This is a genomic window from Pseudomonas sp. LBUM1678 (assembly GCF_059695575.1).
Genome location: NZ_CP166775.1, coordinates 3,341,681 through 3,360,215, shown reverse-complemented (window position 1 = coordinate 3,360,215; position 18,535 = coordinate 3,341,681). Strand labels below are relative to the sequence as shown.

Annotated in this window: 10 protein-coding genes; 4 read left to right on the top strand and 6 right to left on the bottom strand. The window is 59.5% G+C overall.

Features of this window, described 5'->3' with window-relative positions:
• Window positions 1-242: 242 nt before the first annotated feature.
• Together ACA070_RS15345 and ACA070_RS15340 are read left to right on the top strand one after the other, a co-directional pair.
• Window positions 243-1,964 carry a type I secretion system permease/ATPase gene (locus ACA070_RS15345; protein WP_497451862.1) on the top strand — a complete coding sequence of 574 codons (1,722 nt, stop codon included), beginning with the start codon at window positions 243-245 and terminating at the stop codon, window positions 1,962-1,964.
• Window positions 1,957-3,327, top strand: coding sequence for an HlyD family type I secretion periplasmic adaptor subunit (locus ACA070_RS15340; RefSeq protein WP_497451861.1), 1,371 nt, complete (start codon window positions 1,957-1,959; stop codon window positions 3,325-3,327). The genes ACA070_RS15345 and ACA070_RS15340 overlap by 8 nt, the downstream gene beginning before the upstream one ends.
• Before the next feature lie 221 nt (window positions 3,328-3,548).
• Here ACA070_RS15340 and ACA070_RS15335 read toward each other — a convergent pair whose 3' ends face one another.
• The 5 genes from ACA070_RS15335 to ACA070_RS15315 all read right to left on the bottom strand — a co-directional run bounded on the left by ACA070_RS15335 (window position 3,549) and on the right by ACA070_RS15315 (window position 15,611).
• A complete protein-coding gene (locus ACA070_RS15335; RefSeq protein WP_497451860.1) occupies window positions 3,549-9,164 on the bottom strand; it encodes a putative Ig domain-containing protein in 5,616 nt (1,871 codons plus the stop codon).
• 317 nt (window positions 9,165-9,481) lie between these two features.
• Window positions 9,482-10,006 (bottom strand): cupin domain-containing protein, encoded by a 525-nt coding sequence (locus ACA070_RS15330; RefSeq protein WP_497451859.1) that lies wholly within the window; start codon window positions 10,004-10,006, stop codon window positions 9,482-9,484.
• 105 nt (window positions 10,007-10,111) lie between these two features.
• A complete protein-coding gene (locus tag ACA070_RS15325) occupies window positions 10,112-13,009 on the bottom strand; it encodes a sensor domain-containing phosphodiesterase (protein WP_497451858.1) in 2,898 nt (965 codons plus the stop codon).
• Window positions 13,010-13,337: 328 nt separating this feature from the next.
• A complete protein-coding gene (locus tag ACA070_RS15320; RefSeq protein WP_109631600.1) occupies window positions 13,338-13,535 on the bottom strand; it encodes a YbdD/YjiX family protein in 198 nt (65 codons plus the stop codon).
• Between the two features lie 15 nt (window positions 13,536-13,550).
• A complete protein-coding gene (locus ACA070_RS15315; protein WP_497451857.1) occupies window positions 13,551-15,611 on the bottom strand; it encodes a carbon starvation CstA family protein in 2,061 nt (686 codons plus the stop codon).
• Between the two features lie 331 nt (window positions 15,612-15,942).
• Between ACA070_RS15315 and ACA070_RS15310 the strand changes: the two genes are divergently transcribed.
• Together ACA070_RS15310 and ACA070_RS15305 are read left to right on the top strand one after the other, a co-directional pair.
• Window positions 15,943-17,310 carry a cache domain-containing protein gene (locus tag ACA070_RS15310; RefSeq protein WP_497451856.1) on the top strand — a complete coding sequence of 456 codons (1,368 nt, stop codon included), beginning with the start codon at window positions 15,943-15,945 and terminating at the stop codon, window positions 17,308-17,310.
• A gap of 33 nt (window positions 17,311-17,343) precedes the next feature.
• Window positions 17,344-17,976 (top strand): response regulator, encoded by a 633-nt coding sequence (locus ACA070_RS15305; RefSeq protein WP_497451855.1) that lies wholly within the window; start codon window positions 17,344-17,346, stop codon window positions 17,974-17,976.
• A 9-nt stretch (window positions 17,977-17,985) separates the two neighbouring features.
• On the opposite strand, the gene ACA070_RS15300 is transcribed toward ACA070_RS15305, so the two are convergent.
• The gene (locus ACA070_RS15300) at window positions 17,986-18,510 is read right to left on the bottom strand and encodes a transporter suffix domain-containing protein (protein WP_497451854.1); all 525 of its coding nucleotides are present in this window, start codon (window positions 18,508-18,510) and stop codon (window positions 17,986-17,988) included.
• Between the last annotated feature and the right edge of the window lie 25 nt (window positions 18,511-18,535).

Here is an 18,535-nt window from a genome sequence, read left to right as displayed (position 1 = left end):
CTAGGTCGCGGTCTTCCATGCTTTCTCCCTCGTGGCGTTGTGCAACATACCCGCCCGTCACCCCCAACAACCCAGCCCGCACTAACCCGAGGTTGCGTTGTCAGTATTCACGCCTGTAGCGACGAGGATCGTCTCTGATAGCGGCACGTCAGACTACGTCTATTTTTTTCCAATGCCTGAGGGCAAAAAGCTCGCGATGGATTGCGTCTTGGACCGACCATTCCTTTTGCGGGCGACACTCTATGGGTTTGCTTCTCGATCCACGGCATGACATTGATGCCGCTTTATTAAGCTATCGCCGTGTGTTCTGGTCGTTGGCGCTGTTCAGTGGTGTGATCAACCTGCTGGTGCTGGTGCCGTCGCTCTACATGATGCAGGTGTACGACCGGGTCCTCACCAGTCGCAACGAAACCACCTTATTCATGCTCACCTTGATCGCACTGGGACTGTTCATGTTCAGCGCCCTGATCGAGTGGGCACGGGGCGAGGTGATGATTCGCATGAGCGCCGGGCTGGACGAGGCCCTGGGCGAGCGGATTTTCGACGCCGCCTTCGCCCGCAGCCTGCGTGAGCACAACGCGAACCCGGCGCAGGTGCTCACCGATCTGGCGACGCTACGGCAGTTAATCACCGGCCAGGGCCTGATCGCCTTGCTGGATGCACCGTGGTTACCCATCTTCGTGCTAGTGGCGTTCATCTTTCATCCTTGGTTCGGCGTGCTGACGCTGGTTCTCGCGCTGGTACTGATCGGCCTGGCGCTGTGGGGCGAGTTAGCGACTCGCACACGCCTGGACGAAGCCAATCGCCTGGGCGTGCAGTCGTCGATCTATGTAAACAGCACGCTACAAAATGCCGAAGTCATCCGGGCTCTGGGCATGCTCGGGCCGTTGCGCCAGCGCTGGAGCCTGCTGCAGCAACGCATCATTGCCGCCCAGTCCCATGCCAGCGACCGCGGCTCGCGTATCACCGCGACGACCCGCTTCGTGCGCATCTCCGGACAGTCGCTGGCCCTGGGCCTGGGGGCACTGCTGGTGCTGGAAGGCCAATTGTCTGCGGGCATGATGATTGCGATGTCGCTGCTGCTGGGGCGTGCTCTGGCACCCGTGGAAATCGCCATTGGTTCGTGGAAGCAATTCAACTCTGGCCGCCAGAGTTACCAGCGCCTGAGCCAACTGCTTGCTCAGCAACCGCGCGAGCGCCTGCGCATGCCGTTGCCACCGCCCACCGGCGCGCTGCGCCTGGATCAGGTGTATGTCGGCCCGCCCGGCGCCTCGCAACCGATCCTGAGGGGCATCAATTTCAGCCTGACCAAAGGTGATGTGCTCGCCGTCGTTGGCCCCAGCGCCAGTGGTAAATCAACGCTGGCCAGGGCGCTGGTCGGGGTATGGCCGGCCATGGGCGGGTCGGTGCGCCTGGACGACGCCGAGATCAGTCAATGGTCCCACGACGCCCTGGGCCCGCACCTTGGATACCTGCCGCAGGACATCGAGCTGTTCGACGGCAGTGTGGCCGACAACATTGCCCGCTTCGGCGAGCAGGACGCCGACAAGATCATCGCCGCTGGGCGTCACGCCGGCATTCACGAGATGATCCTGAAATTCCCCAAGGGTTACGATACGCCGCTGGGCCCCGGCGGGCTTGGCTTGTCCGGTGGACAAAAGCAACGCCTCGGTCTGGCTCGCGCGCTCTATGGGCACCCGTCGCTGATCGTGCTCGATGAGCCCAACTCCAACCTCGATGAAGCCGGAGAGATGGCGCTGGTGCAGGCCATCAATGCGCTCAAGGCTGCTGGCAGCACCGTGGTGCTGATTACCCACCGGCCGAATGTGCTGGCGGTGGTTGATCACATCCTGGTGCTCAAGGACGGTACTCAACATGCATTCGGTCCAAGGGATCGGGTGCTCAAGGCATTGAGACCGGGGCCAAGACCGGCCGCGGTCAGGGAGGCTGGCGAAGATGCGTGATCTGACCCCAGAGGCACAAACGTATAGCGAGCAGGGGCTGAGTGTGCGCGGCACCACAGTGCAGCCACGCGCCAGTACCGACGCCGGGGGCGCTGCACGCTATGGTGTGGGTTTCCTGGTCCTGACACTGGGCGGCTTCCTGCTCTGGGCTTGTCTGGCGCCGCTCGACCAGGGTGTCGTGGGCAGCGGCACCGTGGTGGTGGCGGGCGAACGCAAGGCTGTGCAGTCGTTGGTCGGTGGGGTGGTAGAAAAGCTGCTGGTCAGCGATGGCGAGCGCGACACCCAGGGACAGTTGCTGGTCCAGCTCAATACGGTGCAGGCACAGGCGCAACGGGACGTGACCTTGGGCAAGTTGCTCAATGATCGTAGCGTCGAGGCGCGGTTGATCGCCGAGCGCCTGGGTTCAGCCGAGATCCAATGGCCCGTTGAACTGCTGGAGCGTGCCGACGAGCCGCGGGTCAAGGCCGCCATGGCCTTACAGAGCGAGTTGTTTCTGACCCGCCGTGCAGAACTGGGCAGCCGTTTGCAGATCATCGAACACGAAGCCGCGGCCTTGCAGCAGCAATTGCTCGGCTACGAGGGCGTCAAGCGAAACTACGACGCGCAGATGCGCTTCCAGCAGCAGGAGCTGGAAGGCCTGCGCAATCTGGCCCGTGAAGGTTACATTCCGCGCAACCAACTGCTCGAGGCCGAGCGCAATGCAGCCCAATTGGCTGGACAGATTTCCTCCGGAGTGGGCGATGTTGGCAGGACCCGCCAAGCGATCAGCGAAAGCCGGCTCAAGGCCTTGCAGGCGCAGCAGGAATTTCGCCGTGATGCCGAAACGCAGCTCAGCGAAGTCTCCGCCGAGGCGGCCGGTTATGCTGATCAGATTCATGCCTTGCAGTTTGAAGTCGACAACGGTGCGATCCGTGCGCCGGTATCCGGGCAGGTCATGGACGTGAGCATTCACACGGTCGGGGGCGTTGCGCAGGCCGGCCAAACCCTGATGCAGGTGGTGCCGCTGGATGCGCCGATGGCGATCACCGCGCGTTTCGAGCCTCTGATGGCCAATAAGTTACGCCCGGGTTTGCCGGTGCATGTGCATTTCACTGCCCTGCAACGGGTGGATACGCCGACGGTCACCGGCACTGTGACTACGGTGTCGGCGGACCAGTTGATCAATGAACAGACGCACCAGCCGTACTTTTCCGCCAAGGTCGAAATTCCCGCCGACACCGTTGCCTCGCTGCAGGCCGCTGGTCTGTTGGTACGCCCCGGCATGCTCGCCGATGTCACGGTGGTGACGGGGGAGCGAACCTTGATGAACTACCTGATGAAACCTTTGCGTGAGCGCTTGCTTGCGGCCTTCAAAGAGGAATGAGCGTTGAAGCCAGCCCTGCGCTGGCTGCGCGACTGGCCGTGGTGAATTGTGGCGAGGGGATAAATCCCCTCGCCACATTAGATTGTGTTGGTCTTTGATTTTCAGGAACCGAAAATTCCCTGCGGGAGCGAGCCTGCTCGCGATAGCGGTCAGTCAGTCAGTCAGTCAGCTTCCATGCTGAATGTACCGCCGTCACCGCGAGCAGGTTCCCTCACATCAGGTCAGGCTGTGAAATCGCTGGCCTGCAGCTCCCTGACGCCCACCATCTCGAATTCGAACTCGGGGGTGACGTTGGCGTTGACGCTGCCGGAGAGGATGCCATCGGCAAAGCGTATTTGGCCGGTGGCGTTTGTGGGGTCGAAGGCGTTGCTGCCAATGAACATGAAGGCGTCGACGGTGGCGGTCAGCGGGTTGGCGTCAAGGCTGGTGAAATCCAGATGATCACTCTCAGTGGTCTTGAAACCGCTAATCACATCGCGTAAAGCCCCGACGCCCATGTCCGACAGCGCACCAAACGCGTAGGTGTCCGCGCCAGTGCCGCCAGTGAGGTTGTCGGTGCCTGCGCCGCCGATCAGTCGGTCATCGCCCGAACCACCCACCAGCGTGTCGTTACCGGCACCACCGTCCAGGATATTCGCGGCGCTGTTGCCCGACAGACTGTCGGCGTTGGCGCTTCCCGTCACGTTTTCGAGGAATTTCAAGGTGTCGAGCCCGGACCCCGCGGTGTTTTGTTGTGCAGACGTCGACAGGTTTACAGTTACGCCCGCCAGGGCTCGCTCGAAGGACACTGTGTCGTTGCCATCGCGTCCATCCAGCACATTGTTGCCGGCACCGGCGAACAGCGTGTTGTCCAGCGCATTGCCTGTCCCATTGGCGGCTCCAGCGCTATCGACATACAGATTCTCGACGTTGCTGCCGAGGGTATATGCCGCCAGGCTGCTGTGCACGTTGTCGATTCCTCCAGGCACCGTATTGCTGTTGGTCTCGATCGCGGTGTCGTCGACATTGTCGACATAGTAGGTGTCGTCACCATCGCCACCGCTCATGCTGTCGGCCCCTGCGGCACCATCGAGCACGTTGTCGGCGGCATTGCCGGTGATGAAGTTGCGCCGCTCATTGCCGGTGCCGTCGATCTCCGACACGCCGGTGAGCACCAGATTCTCGAGATTGGCGCCTAGCGTCCAACTGACCGAGGCCTGCACGGTATCGATCTGCGCGGTTGAGGTGTTGGTTTCCTCCACACTGTCGAACGCGTTATCGACCACGTAGATGTCGTTGCCATCGCCGCCTGTCATCGTGTCGGCGCCCAAGTCGCCATCCAGTGTGTCGTTGCCCGAGCTGCCCACCAAGGTATCCGCTTGATCTGTGCCGGAAATCATCCCTCCCTGGTTCTGAGCGTTGTCGAAAATGGCCTGCACGCTGTTGTTGTCGTCGGGATTGCCCTGGAAGCCCAGGTCATTGGCAATGTAATCGGCCAGGCGTTGGCCAACGATTTCCGCTGATTCCTCGTGCAGGTGCCAGACGTCATCGGGATACACCAGCGGATCGACTTCGTAGCGCAAGGGCAGGTCGGTGTAGTCCACCGCCAGCTTGACGTCGGCGCGCTCGGCGGCGATGGCCTCCTGGGTGGCGCGGACATAGCCAACCCCCGTGACGATAGAGGCAATCTTCTCTTCCGAATAACCACGGGCACGCGCGGCGTCCTGCTCGTAGTGACCGGTTTCCATCATGTACACACTGAAGTTGCCGAACTGGGCGTGCAGGTAATCAAACACATTCAGGGTCGCTGCCTTGTAAGCCGCTGCAGCCGCGGCTTTATCCGCGGAGCGACCGATCTCCTGGGCGGCTTCCTCGCCCTGGCCCCAGATGATGCCCATGGTGACGTTATCGATGGATTTGAGTTCGGTGAGCTGGTCCTGCAGCAACGCCACGGCACGTAACAGTGCAGGCCCGGGTTGGTTAGTGTCGGTCAGCCACCAGCACAACTTGAGTTCCTCGGCGCCCAAGGTCGACAGGCCATTGACCGTGCTGCCACCCACCGCGATGTCGATGCCATTGCCATCGGCGTCGGTGAACTGGCTGCGCACGTCATAGGGGGTGTAGCGGTCCAGGTCTTTGACCAGCATCGAGGTGCCGGATTGATCGTCGTCCTCCGTCATGCGCAAAAGGCGCGCATTGGATTGGCCGAGAGTGGGCAGGTAGAGGATGTCTTGCTGGGCGCGCTCGCCGAACACGAAATCACTGGCGGTCAGGGTGTTGAGGTAGTTGCCGTTGAGGGCGATTTCGAAGCGATTGCCATCGGCGTCGGCCTCGGCGGATTTGATGTAGGTCTTGTCGCCGGCCGCGTTGAGGGTCATGTACAGCGTGCCATTGCTGCCATCGCCGAGGCCGAGAAAACCCAGCGCTGAAACGTCGATCTTGTCGACGCCCGCGGTGAAGTCGTAGACCGTGTCGGTCGCCGTGACACCCCCGGCGTCGTAGTCGCGGTAACTGTCGAGTACGTCGGTGTAGCGGAAGGTGTCGGCCCCGTCGCCGCCGTACAGCGAATCGCGTCCGCCGCCGCCGTCGACGATGTCCACGCCAGTGCCGGCCTTGATGGTGTCGTTGCCACCGAGGCCGAGGATCAGGTCGGCGCCCGCCGTGCCGTTGAGGCTTTCAGCGTTGTTGGTGCCGGTGATGGTGTTGGCGGGCGCATCGGCCACCACCAGGGCGAAGCTGTCGCTGACCGAAGCACCAGAAGGATCGGTGGCCTTGACCAGGACGTTGTAATTGCCCGACGCCGTGCTGATGGGCGTGCCGGAGAATGCCAGGCTGGTGGCGTTGAAACTCAGCCAAGCGGGCAGGGCGCTGCCGTCGGCGAGGGTCGCGGTGTAGGTCAGCACATCCTGGTTGGCGTCGGTGAAACTGTCGTGGGTGACGGTGTAGTTGAACGGCGAACTTTCGGTGGCGTTCTGGTCGAGGAGGGGGATGGCCACCACCGGCGCAACATTGCTAGGGGTGTTCTGGTCAGCGAAGACAAAATGACTGGCCGTCAGGCTGTTCACCAGGTTGCCCGCCAGCGACACTTCGAAACGGTTGCCATTGGCGTCGGCAGTGAGATCCTTGAGGTAGGTGCGGTTGCTCGAAGCGCTGTAGGTCACTTGCAGCGTGCCATTCAGGCCATTGCCCAAGGCCGTGTAGCCGAGCGCCGAGACATCGATTTTGTCGGCGTTCACGTCGAAATCGAGGATCTGGTCACTGACACTGGTGGAAGCGGTGCGGTAGCTGTCTAGTTTTGAGGTGTAGCGGAAAACATCGGCGCCCGCGCCGCCGGTGAGTTTGTCCGCGCCGGCGCCGCCGACCAGGATGTCGTTGCCGGCGCCGCCATTAAGGGTGTCGTTACCAGCGCCACCGAACAGTTGTTCGTTGGCAGCGGTGCCCGTCAGCGTGTCGTTGTTCGGCGTGCCATTGATCACAGTGGGTGCGGCGGGTACGTCCTGTACAGCCAGCGTAAAACTGTCGCTGACGGTTGCACTGCTGCCATCGGACGCGGTGACCTGTATGGCGTAAGTGCCCGACGCCGTGTCGCTTGGCGTGCCGCTGAAGGTACGGGCGGCGGCGTCGAAGGTTAGCCAACCGGGCAGGGCGCTGCCATCGGCCAGTTTGGCGGTGTAGCTGAGACTGTCGTTATCCGCATCGGTAAAACTGGTGGCCGGCACGACGTAGCTGAACGGGGTGTTTTCGGTGGCGCTCTGATCCAGCAACGCCGTTGCCACCACCGGCGCGTGGTTGACCGTTGGAGAAGTGGCAAAGACAAAATTGGCGCTGGTCAGCTTGTCGAGATAATTGCCATCCAGCGCTACCTCGAAACGGTTGCCATTGGCGTCAGCGGTCAGGGTTTTGATGTAAGTCTTGGTGCCGGCAGTGTTGAGCACCAGGTACACGGTGTTGTTTTTGCCGTCACCCAGGCCGGTGAAACCCATGGCCGAGAGATCGATCTTGTCGGCGGCGATATTGAAGTCAGTGATCAGGTCGCCAAGGTTGGCGCCGCCGGTGTTGTAGTTGCGGTAACTGTCCAGGCGGTTGGAGAACACAAAGGTGTCCGCCCCGGCGCCACCGGTAAGGGTATCCATGCCGGCGCCGCCGTCAATTTTGTCGTCGCCCGCACCGCCGCTGAGGCTGTCGTTGCCCGCCAGGCCGAGCAGGGTGTCGGCCGAATCGCTACCCAACAGCGAGTCGCTGCCGCTGGTGCCGGTGACCACCCGATTGAAAATGAAGTTGCTGGCAGTCAGGGTGCTCGCCAGGTTGCCCGACAGAATCAACTCGAAGCGATTACCGCTGGCGTCTGCATCGTAGTCCTTGATGTAGGTGCGGTCGTTGCTGGCGCTGTAGCTGACCTGCAAAGTGCCGCCTCGGCCATTGCCCAGGCCGGTGAAACCAAGGCCGGCGAGGTCGATCTTGTCCTGGGTGACATCGAAGTCGGTAATGGTGTCATCGAAGCTTGCGGTTGCATTGCGGTAACTGTCGGACTGGGCGACGAAACGAAACGTATCGGCACCCGTACCGCCGGAGAGTTTGTCGACGCCGGCACCACCCACCAGAGTGTCGCCACCGGCCCCGCCATTGATCGTGTCGTTGCCGGCTGCACCATAGAAAATTTCGCTGGCCGCGCTGCCCAGCAGAGTGTCGTTCCCAGCCGTGCCTTGCACGGTAGTCATTGGCACCGTAGCGCTGACGTAACTGCCGTCACCATAGACAAGTGTGGCGCCTTTGCTGGTATGGCTGATGGTGTTGCCAATGATGGCGTTGCGATCGGTGCCGTCTTCATTGCGCTCTGCAACACCGTAGGTCGACAGGTTGCTGCCGCTGATGATGTTGCCCTGGATTGTGTTGTCGCTGCCGTTGAAGTACTTGCCGGACACGCCCAGCGTGTCGTCGTAGGACTGGATGATGATTTCCGGTACGGGGTTGCCCAGAGAATTGTTGTTGAGCGTGTTGTCGATGATCTCGACATGGTTGCTGCCGTAGATGCGGATCCCGGCGCTGGCGTTGTCGTGAATATCAACACCGCTGACGGTTACATCGCTGGACAGCTTGACCAGCACGCCTTCAGCGCCGTTGCCGTACACCTCACCACCGGTGATGGTGATGTTGCTGGGGGAGGGGATGTCCTCGCTGCCGCGCTGGACCACGATGCCATTGCCGCCATTGTTGTAGGCAACGTTGTTGGTGAGGGTGAAGTCGTGGGTGCTGGTGACGACGTTGAAACCGTGGCGGTCATTGTCGTAGGCGACGTTGTTTTCGAAGGTGCTGTCGCTAAGGAAGTCCGCAACGAAGCCGTCCAGGCCATTGCCGTGGGACACACTGTTCTTGATGACCATGTTGACGGTCTGCTCATGGGGGTCGAAACCGTACCCGGAGCAATCCTTGATCTCGACGCTGTCGAGGGTGACGTTGGAGTCGTAACCTTCCTGACCGGGAATGTAGCCATTGAACCAACCGTCGACCTTGCCGGTGGTGTTGTCGCGGTTACCGTCGATAGTGAGGTTGCTGACGCCAAAGTCATGGGTTTCTTCGCCATAGGCCGAGCGGATGACCCCCGTGATTTTGGTGTCGGAGCCGTCAGCCACCTTAACGGTGGTATCGCCCATGCCGTCGCCGTACAGATAGACGTTGCTCTTGAGCATCAGGCAGCCGTCGGAGGGTTCTTCACCTCCCGAAACAATATAGGTCCCGGTCGGCATATACACCTGGCCACCGCCTGCAGCGGCCGCCGCATCAATCGCACTTTGTATCGCTGCCGTGTCGTCTGTGATGCCATCTCCTTTGGCGCCAAAATTTTGCACATTGAAAATCATTAGCTTATCTCCGTATCGGGTAAGAACCTCGCTAGACGCCAATATTCCATCGACGACCACCGTGTTAGGACCCAGCGGAGTGCAATAGTTGTGACCGCATATCGGGGGAGTGTCAAAAAACCGGACTTTACTGATCGGCGGTTGTGAAGTGTTTCAAAAAAGTAACGCTTTGTTGACGCTAATGACGGTGAGAATCCATCAATGGGAATTCCTCAACAGACACATCATTTAACATAATATACATTACACGTAACAGGATGTTTCGGGATTAGCCCGGTTACACGCAGATTTTGAAGCGCTCAATTCACCTCAGCCCCTCATTCTTGTGTCAGCCCTTCAATCAGCTCCGAATGCTCTGGGAACCGTTTGCCGAGCTTCTGCCGATGACCCAATTCCATATCCGCATAATCAAACCCTGGTGAAACCGCTTCACTGATCAATCCGTATCCCGCCAATCCATCTGACAGCCGCGAAGCTTTCCAGACACCGCCCGGTACGTGCAGCTGCAAACATTGTCCGGCGATAACGTCGCTGCCCATCACCACAGTTTTCAATGTGCCGTCTGGAAAGATCAGGCTGTACTGAATCGCGTCTCCCAAATGGTAGTAATGCACGATGTCTGACTGGTTGAGATGAAAATGACCTGTCGGTGCATCTTTGGTCAGCAAATAGTAAATGGATGTCATCAGGTAGCGCGGGCCGCTATCAGTTTCAACCATGGCATGGTGATCCGATTGGAAGGTCCTGCGATAGAAACCACCTTCCGTATGAGGCTCCAGATCCAGTGCTGCAATCAGAGCTTCAGCACCAGGATCGAGTGTTTTAAATACATTATTGATCATCTGGATTGAGCCCTTCCTTATAAAGGGACTATCAGCTTATATATATCTATAACTTATAACTATTCTAAATGTCTGTTTAGTTTAGTTATATGCAAGGTCTCTACCTTAGCGACCCACCAGCGAAGTTTCCAACAACGCCTTTAACCCCATCGGCTTGGCAAAATAATAACCCTGGGCCTGCCCTGCCCCCATTTCGCGCAGCAAGACAAGTGTCGCTTCATCCTCGACACCTTCGGCCACCACGCTGAGGTCCAGCGATTCGGCCATCCGCACGATTGCCCGCACGATCGCGCGACTGCGGGCGCTGGTGGTCAGTTCGAGGATGAATGACTTGTCGATTTTCAAACCGCTGAAACGGTATTGATGCACGTAGCTCAGGGATGAAAATCCTGCACCGAAGTCATCGAGCACTACAGACATGCCGTTGTCGGCCAACTGCTGCATGTTCAGCCGGGCAATCGCCGGCTCAGCCACCAATGCACCTTCGGTCAGCTCCAGGCAGATCCGCGACGGCGCGACCCGGTGCTGCGCCAACAGTGCAAGCACGTCGCTGGCAAAGTCCGGGCGCGTCATGCTGTAGCTGGAGCAATTGACATGCACCGCAGGCCAATTGGCGTGCTGGGGTTGTGCGAGGATCACGGCGACGCTGGTGAGCATGTACAGGTCCAGTCGACCGATCAGACGCAAACCCTCGACATTCGGCAAAAACTCCCCCGGCGCGATTACCCGGCCGCCCGGCTGATGCCAGCGGATCAGCGCTTCAAGGGCCAACAGTTCGCCACTTTCGACGCTGACAATCGGCTGGAAATACGGCAACAGTTCGTCGGTACGTTTAAGCGCATTGCGCAAGGCCCCTTCACGCTCGACCTGGTCCGAGACTTCGCGGCGCACTTCCTGATTGAACACCGCGTAGCTGTCGCGACCGGCACTCTTGACCCGATACATCGCCGCGTCGGCATCGCGCAGCAAGTCGGCGGGTTCGTCATGGAACTGACTGTCGGCACTGACAATGCCGATGCTGCAGGACGAAAAAACCTCATGGCCGTTGATAAAAAACGGAAGGTCAAACGCCACCAGGATCCGTTCGGCGATTTCGATCACCACGTCCAGTGGCGCCTCGGGAGCGAGCACCGAAAATTCATCGCCCCCCAATCGCGCGAGCATGTCAGTCTCGCGCAGGCAACTGCGCAAACGGTGGGCAGCCTGCATCAACAGCAGATCGCCAAAATGGTGGCCGAGGCTGTCGTTGACCATTTTGAAACGGTCGAGGTCGATGAACATCACCGCCAGGTGCCCGCCTTCGCTGCCGAATCGCGACCAGGCCTGATTGAGGTGCTGTTGCAGGTAGGTACGATTCGGCAGCCCGGTCAGCGCATCGTGAGAGTTTTCGTGTTGCAACTTGGCATTGGCGTGATCGAGCTCGCGGGTGCGGTTCTGCACTCGGGCTTCGAGCTTGAGGTTTGCGGCGTGGATCGCTTCGGCGGCCGTGCGTCGCGACAACGCTGTGTCGATGTGCCGCGACACGAAAGTCAGCAGTTCCTGGTCACGCAAGGTATAGCGCACCTGCGAGGTATATCTTTGCACCGCCAGCACGCCACGCACCACATCGCCATCGAACAATGGAATGCCGAGCCAGGAGTAGGACCGGACATATTCATCGGCCAGTTCGATTTCATCCTGCGCAGATAATCGTTCAGCCTCGCCGGGATCAATCAGGCACGGTCGACGCTGACGGATAACGTACTCAGTCAAGCCCCTGCGCCCACGCCGTGCCACCGGGCAGGTCGTCTGTCGCTCATCGACATAATAAGGAAAGGTCACTTCACCGGTTGCGTCGTCGAATAGCGCGATGTAGAAGTTCTGCGCGAACAGCAGATCACCGACGATGCCATGCAAGGTTTGAAAAAGTTCAGCCATGTCGCCAGGCTGGCTCGACAGTTCAGCAATCTGGAACAGCGCGCTTTGCAGATGTTCCGCGCGCTCTCGCTCTGCCACTTCCTGCCTCAATGCGTCGTTGAGTGCCGAAAGCTCCTGGGTGCGGCGCATCACCGTCGCTTCCAGGCCCTCTCGGTGCAGAATCCGGTCCAGCGCCATGGCCACGTGGCGGGCTACCACCAGAAACAGCGCGCGGTCTTCAGCGCTGTAGGTACGGGAAACGTCGTAGACCTGCATCGCCAGCATGCCAAACACTTCATCCGAGGCATTTTTCAGCGGCGCGCCCATCCAGAACTCGGGACGATCACCCACGCAGTAGAAACGCCCGTCGGCCTGGGCCGCGCGAATGCCGGCGGCGTCGATCAGCAACGGCTGGCCACTGGTCAGCACCTGGCCGGTCAAGGACAGGTGCGTAGGATCAAGGTATTCGTAGTGCGAGGACTCCACAGCATCAACGTCGATGATGTCGACGTAATACGGATAGTCAATCTTGCCACTGTGCGGGTCATATAGCGCGAGATAGAAATTCTCGGCGTCGATCAGGCTCGCCAGCAGCCGGTGAACCCCCACCAGAAACACCGACCGGTCGCGGGTGGAACTGGCCAGGTAGGTAATTTCATACAGCACACGCTGAGTGATTTGCGCACGGGCAAGGGTATTGGTTTGTACCTGTATGCCCAGGCACCGGGCAAACTCGGTAAGCGCCGGTTCCTCGGCATCGTTGACGGGCGCGAGTAGCCAACCCAGCACACTTTCACCTCTACCGGTCGGCCAACGGTGCAAGCGCCGGGTCCGGCAAAAGGCTTCAAAATCTTCATTCGCAACGCTTGAGGGCCACTTCACCTGCGGGTCGCCCTGCCCGACCAAATGCATTTGTTCACCCGCGCGATACACCGCCCATGCGGTGGTGTGGGCCCAGTGACGCGCAGAGGCCAGCAATCGTTCGACCGCGTCTTCGTTGCCTGCGTAGGCCATACCGACAGTATCCGAACTACCTTTTAGTTGAGAGACGACAACGTCGCAATCAATCGATTGCCGCGGGGAGTCGGTCAATGGACTAACACTCATCAGCGCTCCCTGAGCCAAAACTGGCGGCACGCACTTATTATTTTCCAGCAGTATGCCGGTGAGCTTCCCGTTTAAAGCTTATATAAGTTTTTTTCAATCGTTTTATTCGCTTTAGTGCCAACTTGATGCGTGCCTCGAGTCGGCGGGTCTGTTCCTGTGGGCTGACTTCCAGCCGATGGTTAAAAAGAACTACACAAAACAAATGTGGGAGCGAGCCTGCTCGCGATGGCGACATAACATTCAACATCAATGTTGACTGATAGTCCGCTATCGCGAGCAGGCTCGCTCCCACAGGTTTTTGCTTCACATCATGACCTGACTCAGCAGATCAACAACACTTTGGCCCAGCCTTGCTCCCGTAACGAGCTTCCTGTCGTTCCCGAAAGAACACCTCGTAGCTCATCACCGGTTTGTCCGGGTGTTTGCTCTGCATATGTTCGACGTAGGTGTCGTAGTCGGGCATTCCGACCATCAGGCGCGCGGCCTGACCGAGGTATTTGCCGAGACGACTCAAGTCATTGAACATGGGCGCCCTCCTCCGTCACGCTTGTCGCGGCAGCGCCTGGTACGGTGCTTCTTTATCCGTACGCTCTTTGCTGCCCCAAGCGGCAATGCCAACCTTGAGCGCAAAGAACAAGATGCTGAAGACCACCAGCAGGAACAGCGCCGTCAGCGTTGCGTTGGTGTAGGCGTTGTAAATCACGTGATGCATCTGGTCGATGCTCTTGGCCGGAGCGAGGATCTGACCGTTGGCCAGCGCGTCGCTGTATTTCTTGGCCAAGGCCAGGAAACCGATCGCAGGGTTGGCATCGAACAGCTTGATAAAGCCTGCGGTGGTGGTGCAGATCAGCAGCCATACCGCTGGCAACATGGTCACCCAGACATAACGCTGGCGTTTCATTTTGATCAGCACAACGGTCGCCAACATCAGCGCGATACCGGCCAGCATCTGGTTGGAGATGCCGAACAGTGGCCACAAGGTGTTAATGCCGCCCAATGGGTCGATCACGCCCTGGTACAACAGATAACCCCACATCGCCACACAACCGGCGGTTGCGATCAGGTTAGCGGTCCAGGATTCGGTGCGCTTCAGGGATGGCACGAACGAGCCGAGCAAATCCTGCAGCATGAACCGTCCGGCACGGGTACCGGCGTCGACTGCGGTCAGGATGAACAGCGCTTCAAACAGAATCGCGAAGTGGTACCAGAACGCCATGGTGTTTTCACCTGGCAGAACGTGGTGCAGGATCTGCGCGATACCGACTGCCAGGGTCGGCGCACCACCGGCACGTGCCAGGATGGTGGTTTCACCGATGTCCTTGGCCACCGCTTGCAGCGCTTCCGGGGTAATTGCAAAGCCCCAGCTGCTGACCGTCTGAGCAACCGAAACAGCATCCGAGCCGACCAGCGCCGCCGGGCTGTTCATGGCGAAATAAACGCCCGGCTCGATGACCGAAGCCGCGACCATCGCCATGATGGCGACGAAGGATTCCATCAACATGCCGCCGTAACCGATGTAACGGGCATGGCCTTCGCTGGCCAACAGTTTCGGCGTGGTGCCGGAAGCAATCAGAGCATGGAAACCCGAGACCGCGCCACAGGCGATGGTGATGAACAGGAACGGGAACAAGCCGCCTTTCCACACCGGACCGGTGCCGTCGATGAACTGGGTCAGTGCCGGCATTTTCAGGTCGGGCATGGTGACCAGAATGCCGATCGCCAAGGCCACGATGGTGCCGATCTTCAGGAAGGTCGACAGGTAATCACGCGGGGCCAGAATCAGCCACACCGGCAAGACCGCTGCGACAAAACCGTAGCCAATCAACATCCAGGTGATCTGAATGCCGGTGAAGGTGAAGGCCTTGGCCCAGACCGGATCAGCGGCGATCAGCCCACCGAGCCAGATCGAACCCAGCAGCAACAGCACGCCGACAATCGAGATTTCACCGATGCGGCCCGGGCGGATGTAGCGCATGTAAATGCCCATGAACATCGCGATCGGGATGGTCGCCATCACCGTGAAAATACCCCAAGGGCTTTCGGCCAGGGCTTTCACCACGATCAACGCCAGCACCGCGAGGATGATGATCATGATCAGGAAGCAGCCAAACAGCGCGATGGTCCCGGGGATGCGGCCCATTTCCTCACGGACCATGTCGCCCAGCGAGCGGCCGTTGCGGCGGGTGGACATGAACAGGACCATGAAGTCCTGAACGGCACCGGCCAGCACCACACCGGCAATCAGCCACAGCGTGCCGGGCAGATAGCCCATCTGTGCGGCCAATACCGGACCGACCAGCGGACCCGCGCCGGCAATGGCGGCGAAATGGTGACCGAAAAGTACATGTTTGTTGGTCGGCACGTAGTCCAGGCCATCATTATTGATGACGGCGGGCGTGGCACGATTGGGGTCGAGTTGCATCACCTTGGTGGCGATGAACAGGCTGTAGTAGCGGTATGCGACGAGGTAGATAGCGACTGCTGCGACTACGATCCAGAGGGCATTGATCGCTTCGCCGCGGCGCAGGGCCACGACACTCAGCGCAAACGCTCCCAGGACAGCCACGGCAAACCAGGCAAGGTGTTTAGCCAGACGGGGCATAGCGTGTCTCCTGCCGACAGCCAGTGACTGCGGCGGTAATTTTTATAATTGTGTCCGCGGTGCGGAGCTGGCCCAATATCCCCGCATGCCGTCTACAAATAAATCCGCGTTACTACGTACGTGGCGCCTACGTAGTTCTACGTAGATGCCACCGATCTGTCAGCTGAAATGCAATACCCCTGTGGGAGCCAGCCTGCTGGCTCCCACAGGGGGTTTGTATTTACGATTGGCGGACGCCGCAGGTCATTCCGTCCAGCACCGCTACTGGGCGCGCGTATCTTTGGCATATGATGCCGGCCTTCGCCTTCCCTCGGTCCGGTCAGGAGCCAAGATGCAGCTCAAACACAAAATCGTCGCGCTCGGGATTCTGCCGCTGGTGTTGGCGATCGCTGTGATCTGCGCGCTGGTGATTTCCCTGAATCGTCAACTCGGCGATCAACAGGCGCAACTGATCGAAGACAGCATTCTGGCCAGCAAGCGTGCCGAACTTAAAAACTACGTGGAAATGGCGCAAAGTCTGATTGCGCCGCTATACGACGACGGCCACGGTGACGAGCACGCCCAGCAACAAGTGCTGGAAGAATTGCGCAAGCTCAGCTTCGGCATCAACGGCTACTTCTTCGTCTATGACCGCGAGGGTCGCAGCCTGATGCACGCGCGCCAGTCCGAACTGGTGGGCAAATACCTGTGGGACATGAAGGATCCGCACGGTTTGCCGGTGATTCAGGCGCTGCTCAAAAGTGCGCAGTCCGGTGAAGGTTTTCAGCGCTACGCCTGGAACAAGCCCTCTTCTGGCCAGGTGACCGACAAACTCGCTTATGTGGTGATGCTGGATCGTTGGGGCTGGATGCTCGGCACCGGCATCTACCTGGAAGACGTTGAACGCGCCACTCAACAGGCGCGCGACGAAGTGGCTCAAGGCATTCGCAAGACCATGCTGGCGATTGCCGCAGTGGCCCTCGTGGCCGTGCTGTTTGTCTTCGCCAGCGGCATGACGCTCAACGTCAGCGAGCATCGTCTGGCGGACAAAAAGCTTCAGCGCCTGACCCAGCGGATCGTCAGCCTCCAGGAAGAAGAGCGATCACGGGTTTCCCGGGAGCTGCACGACGGCATCAGTCAGGTGCTCGTCTCCATCAAGTTTCAGTTCGAACTGGCCAGTCTGCTGCTGGAGAATGACCAGGCGCGAGACAAGGGCTTGAGTACGCTTAAAGATGCCACGACGCGCCTCGGCGACGCGATTGGCGAGGTACGCAGCCTCTCTCACGACCTGCGTTCGTCACTGCTCGATACCCTGGGCCTGCCGGCGGCGATCGGCCAACTCGCCGCAGAGTTCGAGCAGCGCAGCGGCCTCACCGTGACCTACGACGACAATGAATTCGACTGTGATCTGGTCGATGGCGCGGCGGTTTCGCTGTTCCGGATTGTGCAAGAAGGCCTGACCAACATCGAACGCCACGCGCAGGCTAAAAACGTTTCGATTACCCTGCACGGGTCGGGAGAAACTGTGCGGCTGACGGTGGTCGACGACGGTGTCGGTTTCAACGTCGCCCAGGTCGAACGTCGCCACGCGGGTATTGGCCTGCGTAACATCCGTGAGCGTGTCGAACATTTTGGCGGGCGTTTCGACCTGATATCGATGCCCGGAAGAAGTGAGCTGGACGTGTTGCTGCCGATGAAAATGCCCGGCGCAAAACGCTGACTCACCCCATTACAACAAGAGTGAATACCCGCGATGAACCTGCCCTACCCGATCCGCGTCGCCCTGGTCGACGATCACTCCCTGGTCCGCGACGGGATCAAAGCGCTGCTCGCGGTCATGGCGCCCCTGGAAGTGGTGGGCGAAGCCGAGAGCGGCGCGGATGCCATCGAGATGGTCGGGCGCTGCCAGCCAGACTTGTTGCTGGTCGACATCAGCCTGCGCGACATGAACGGGCTTGAACTGACCCGCGTGTTGCGCAGCCAGTACCCGGCGCTGAAGGTGTTGGTGCTGAGCATGTACGACAATTATGAATACGTGAGTGAATCGGTTCGCGCCGGTGCCAGCGGCTATGTGCTGAAAAACTCACCGTCGCGGGAAATCATTGCGGCCATCGAAGCCATCGCCAGTGGCGGAACGTTCTACAGCGCCGAAATTGCCCAGCGGCTGATTGCCGACAAAAGCACCGACAACGAGCTCACCCCCCGTGAAAGCCAGGTGTTGTACAAGATGGCCCAAGGGCTGAACAACAAGGAAATGGCCCGCGAGCTGGACATCAGCGTGCGTACGGTTGAAACCCATCGCCTGAGCATCCGTCGCAAACTCAACATCGACAAACCCGCGGCCCTGGTCAAATACGCGATCGATCACGGGATCATTACGCGATAAAGGCCAGACTCACACAGTATCGGGACTGACGACCCGGGCTGTGCGGATAAACAACGCCCGCACCTTCTCCCAGAAATTGCCCCCCAGCACAAAAAAGCTGCCGATCAGCATCGCGTCGCCCAGCACCTGCAGTTGCCACAGGTTTGGTCTGAGCCCAGGCCAGAATGTGTCGATGTAGGGTTCAAGAAAGGCTGAGATCAGCGGCAGACAAAACATCACGATGCCGATCCGATGACGGATCGGACCCACTTCGGTATCCATGGACGGCGCCAGGCCGGATACGTAACCGAACAGCTTGCTTTTCAACTGCTGGAACCCGGCCTTGCCCATGACGGCGATGACGAGGATCAGCAGGACTTTGTTACTGATGAACAAAACGCCAGTCAGCGCGGCGATTCTTGAGCCTGGAATGTCGAGCGCCGCGGCGATCGGCACCATCAGCCACGAGCCCAACATCAAACAAATAATGGCGATGCCTACTTTGAAGCGCCAACCAGCGGAATGGGGTTCAGCCTGACCTTGGGGGTTACTCATGAGTGTCCTGCCTATAAGTGATCGC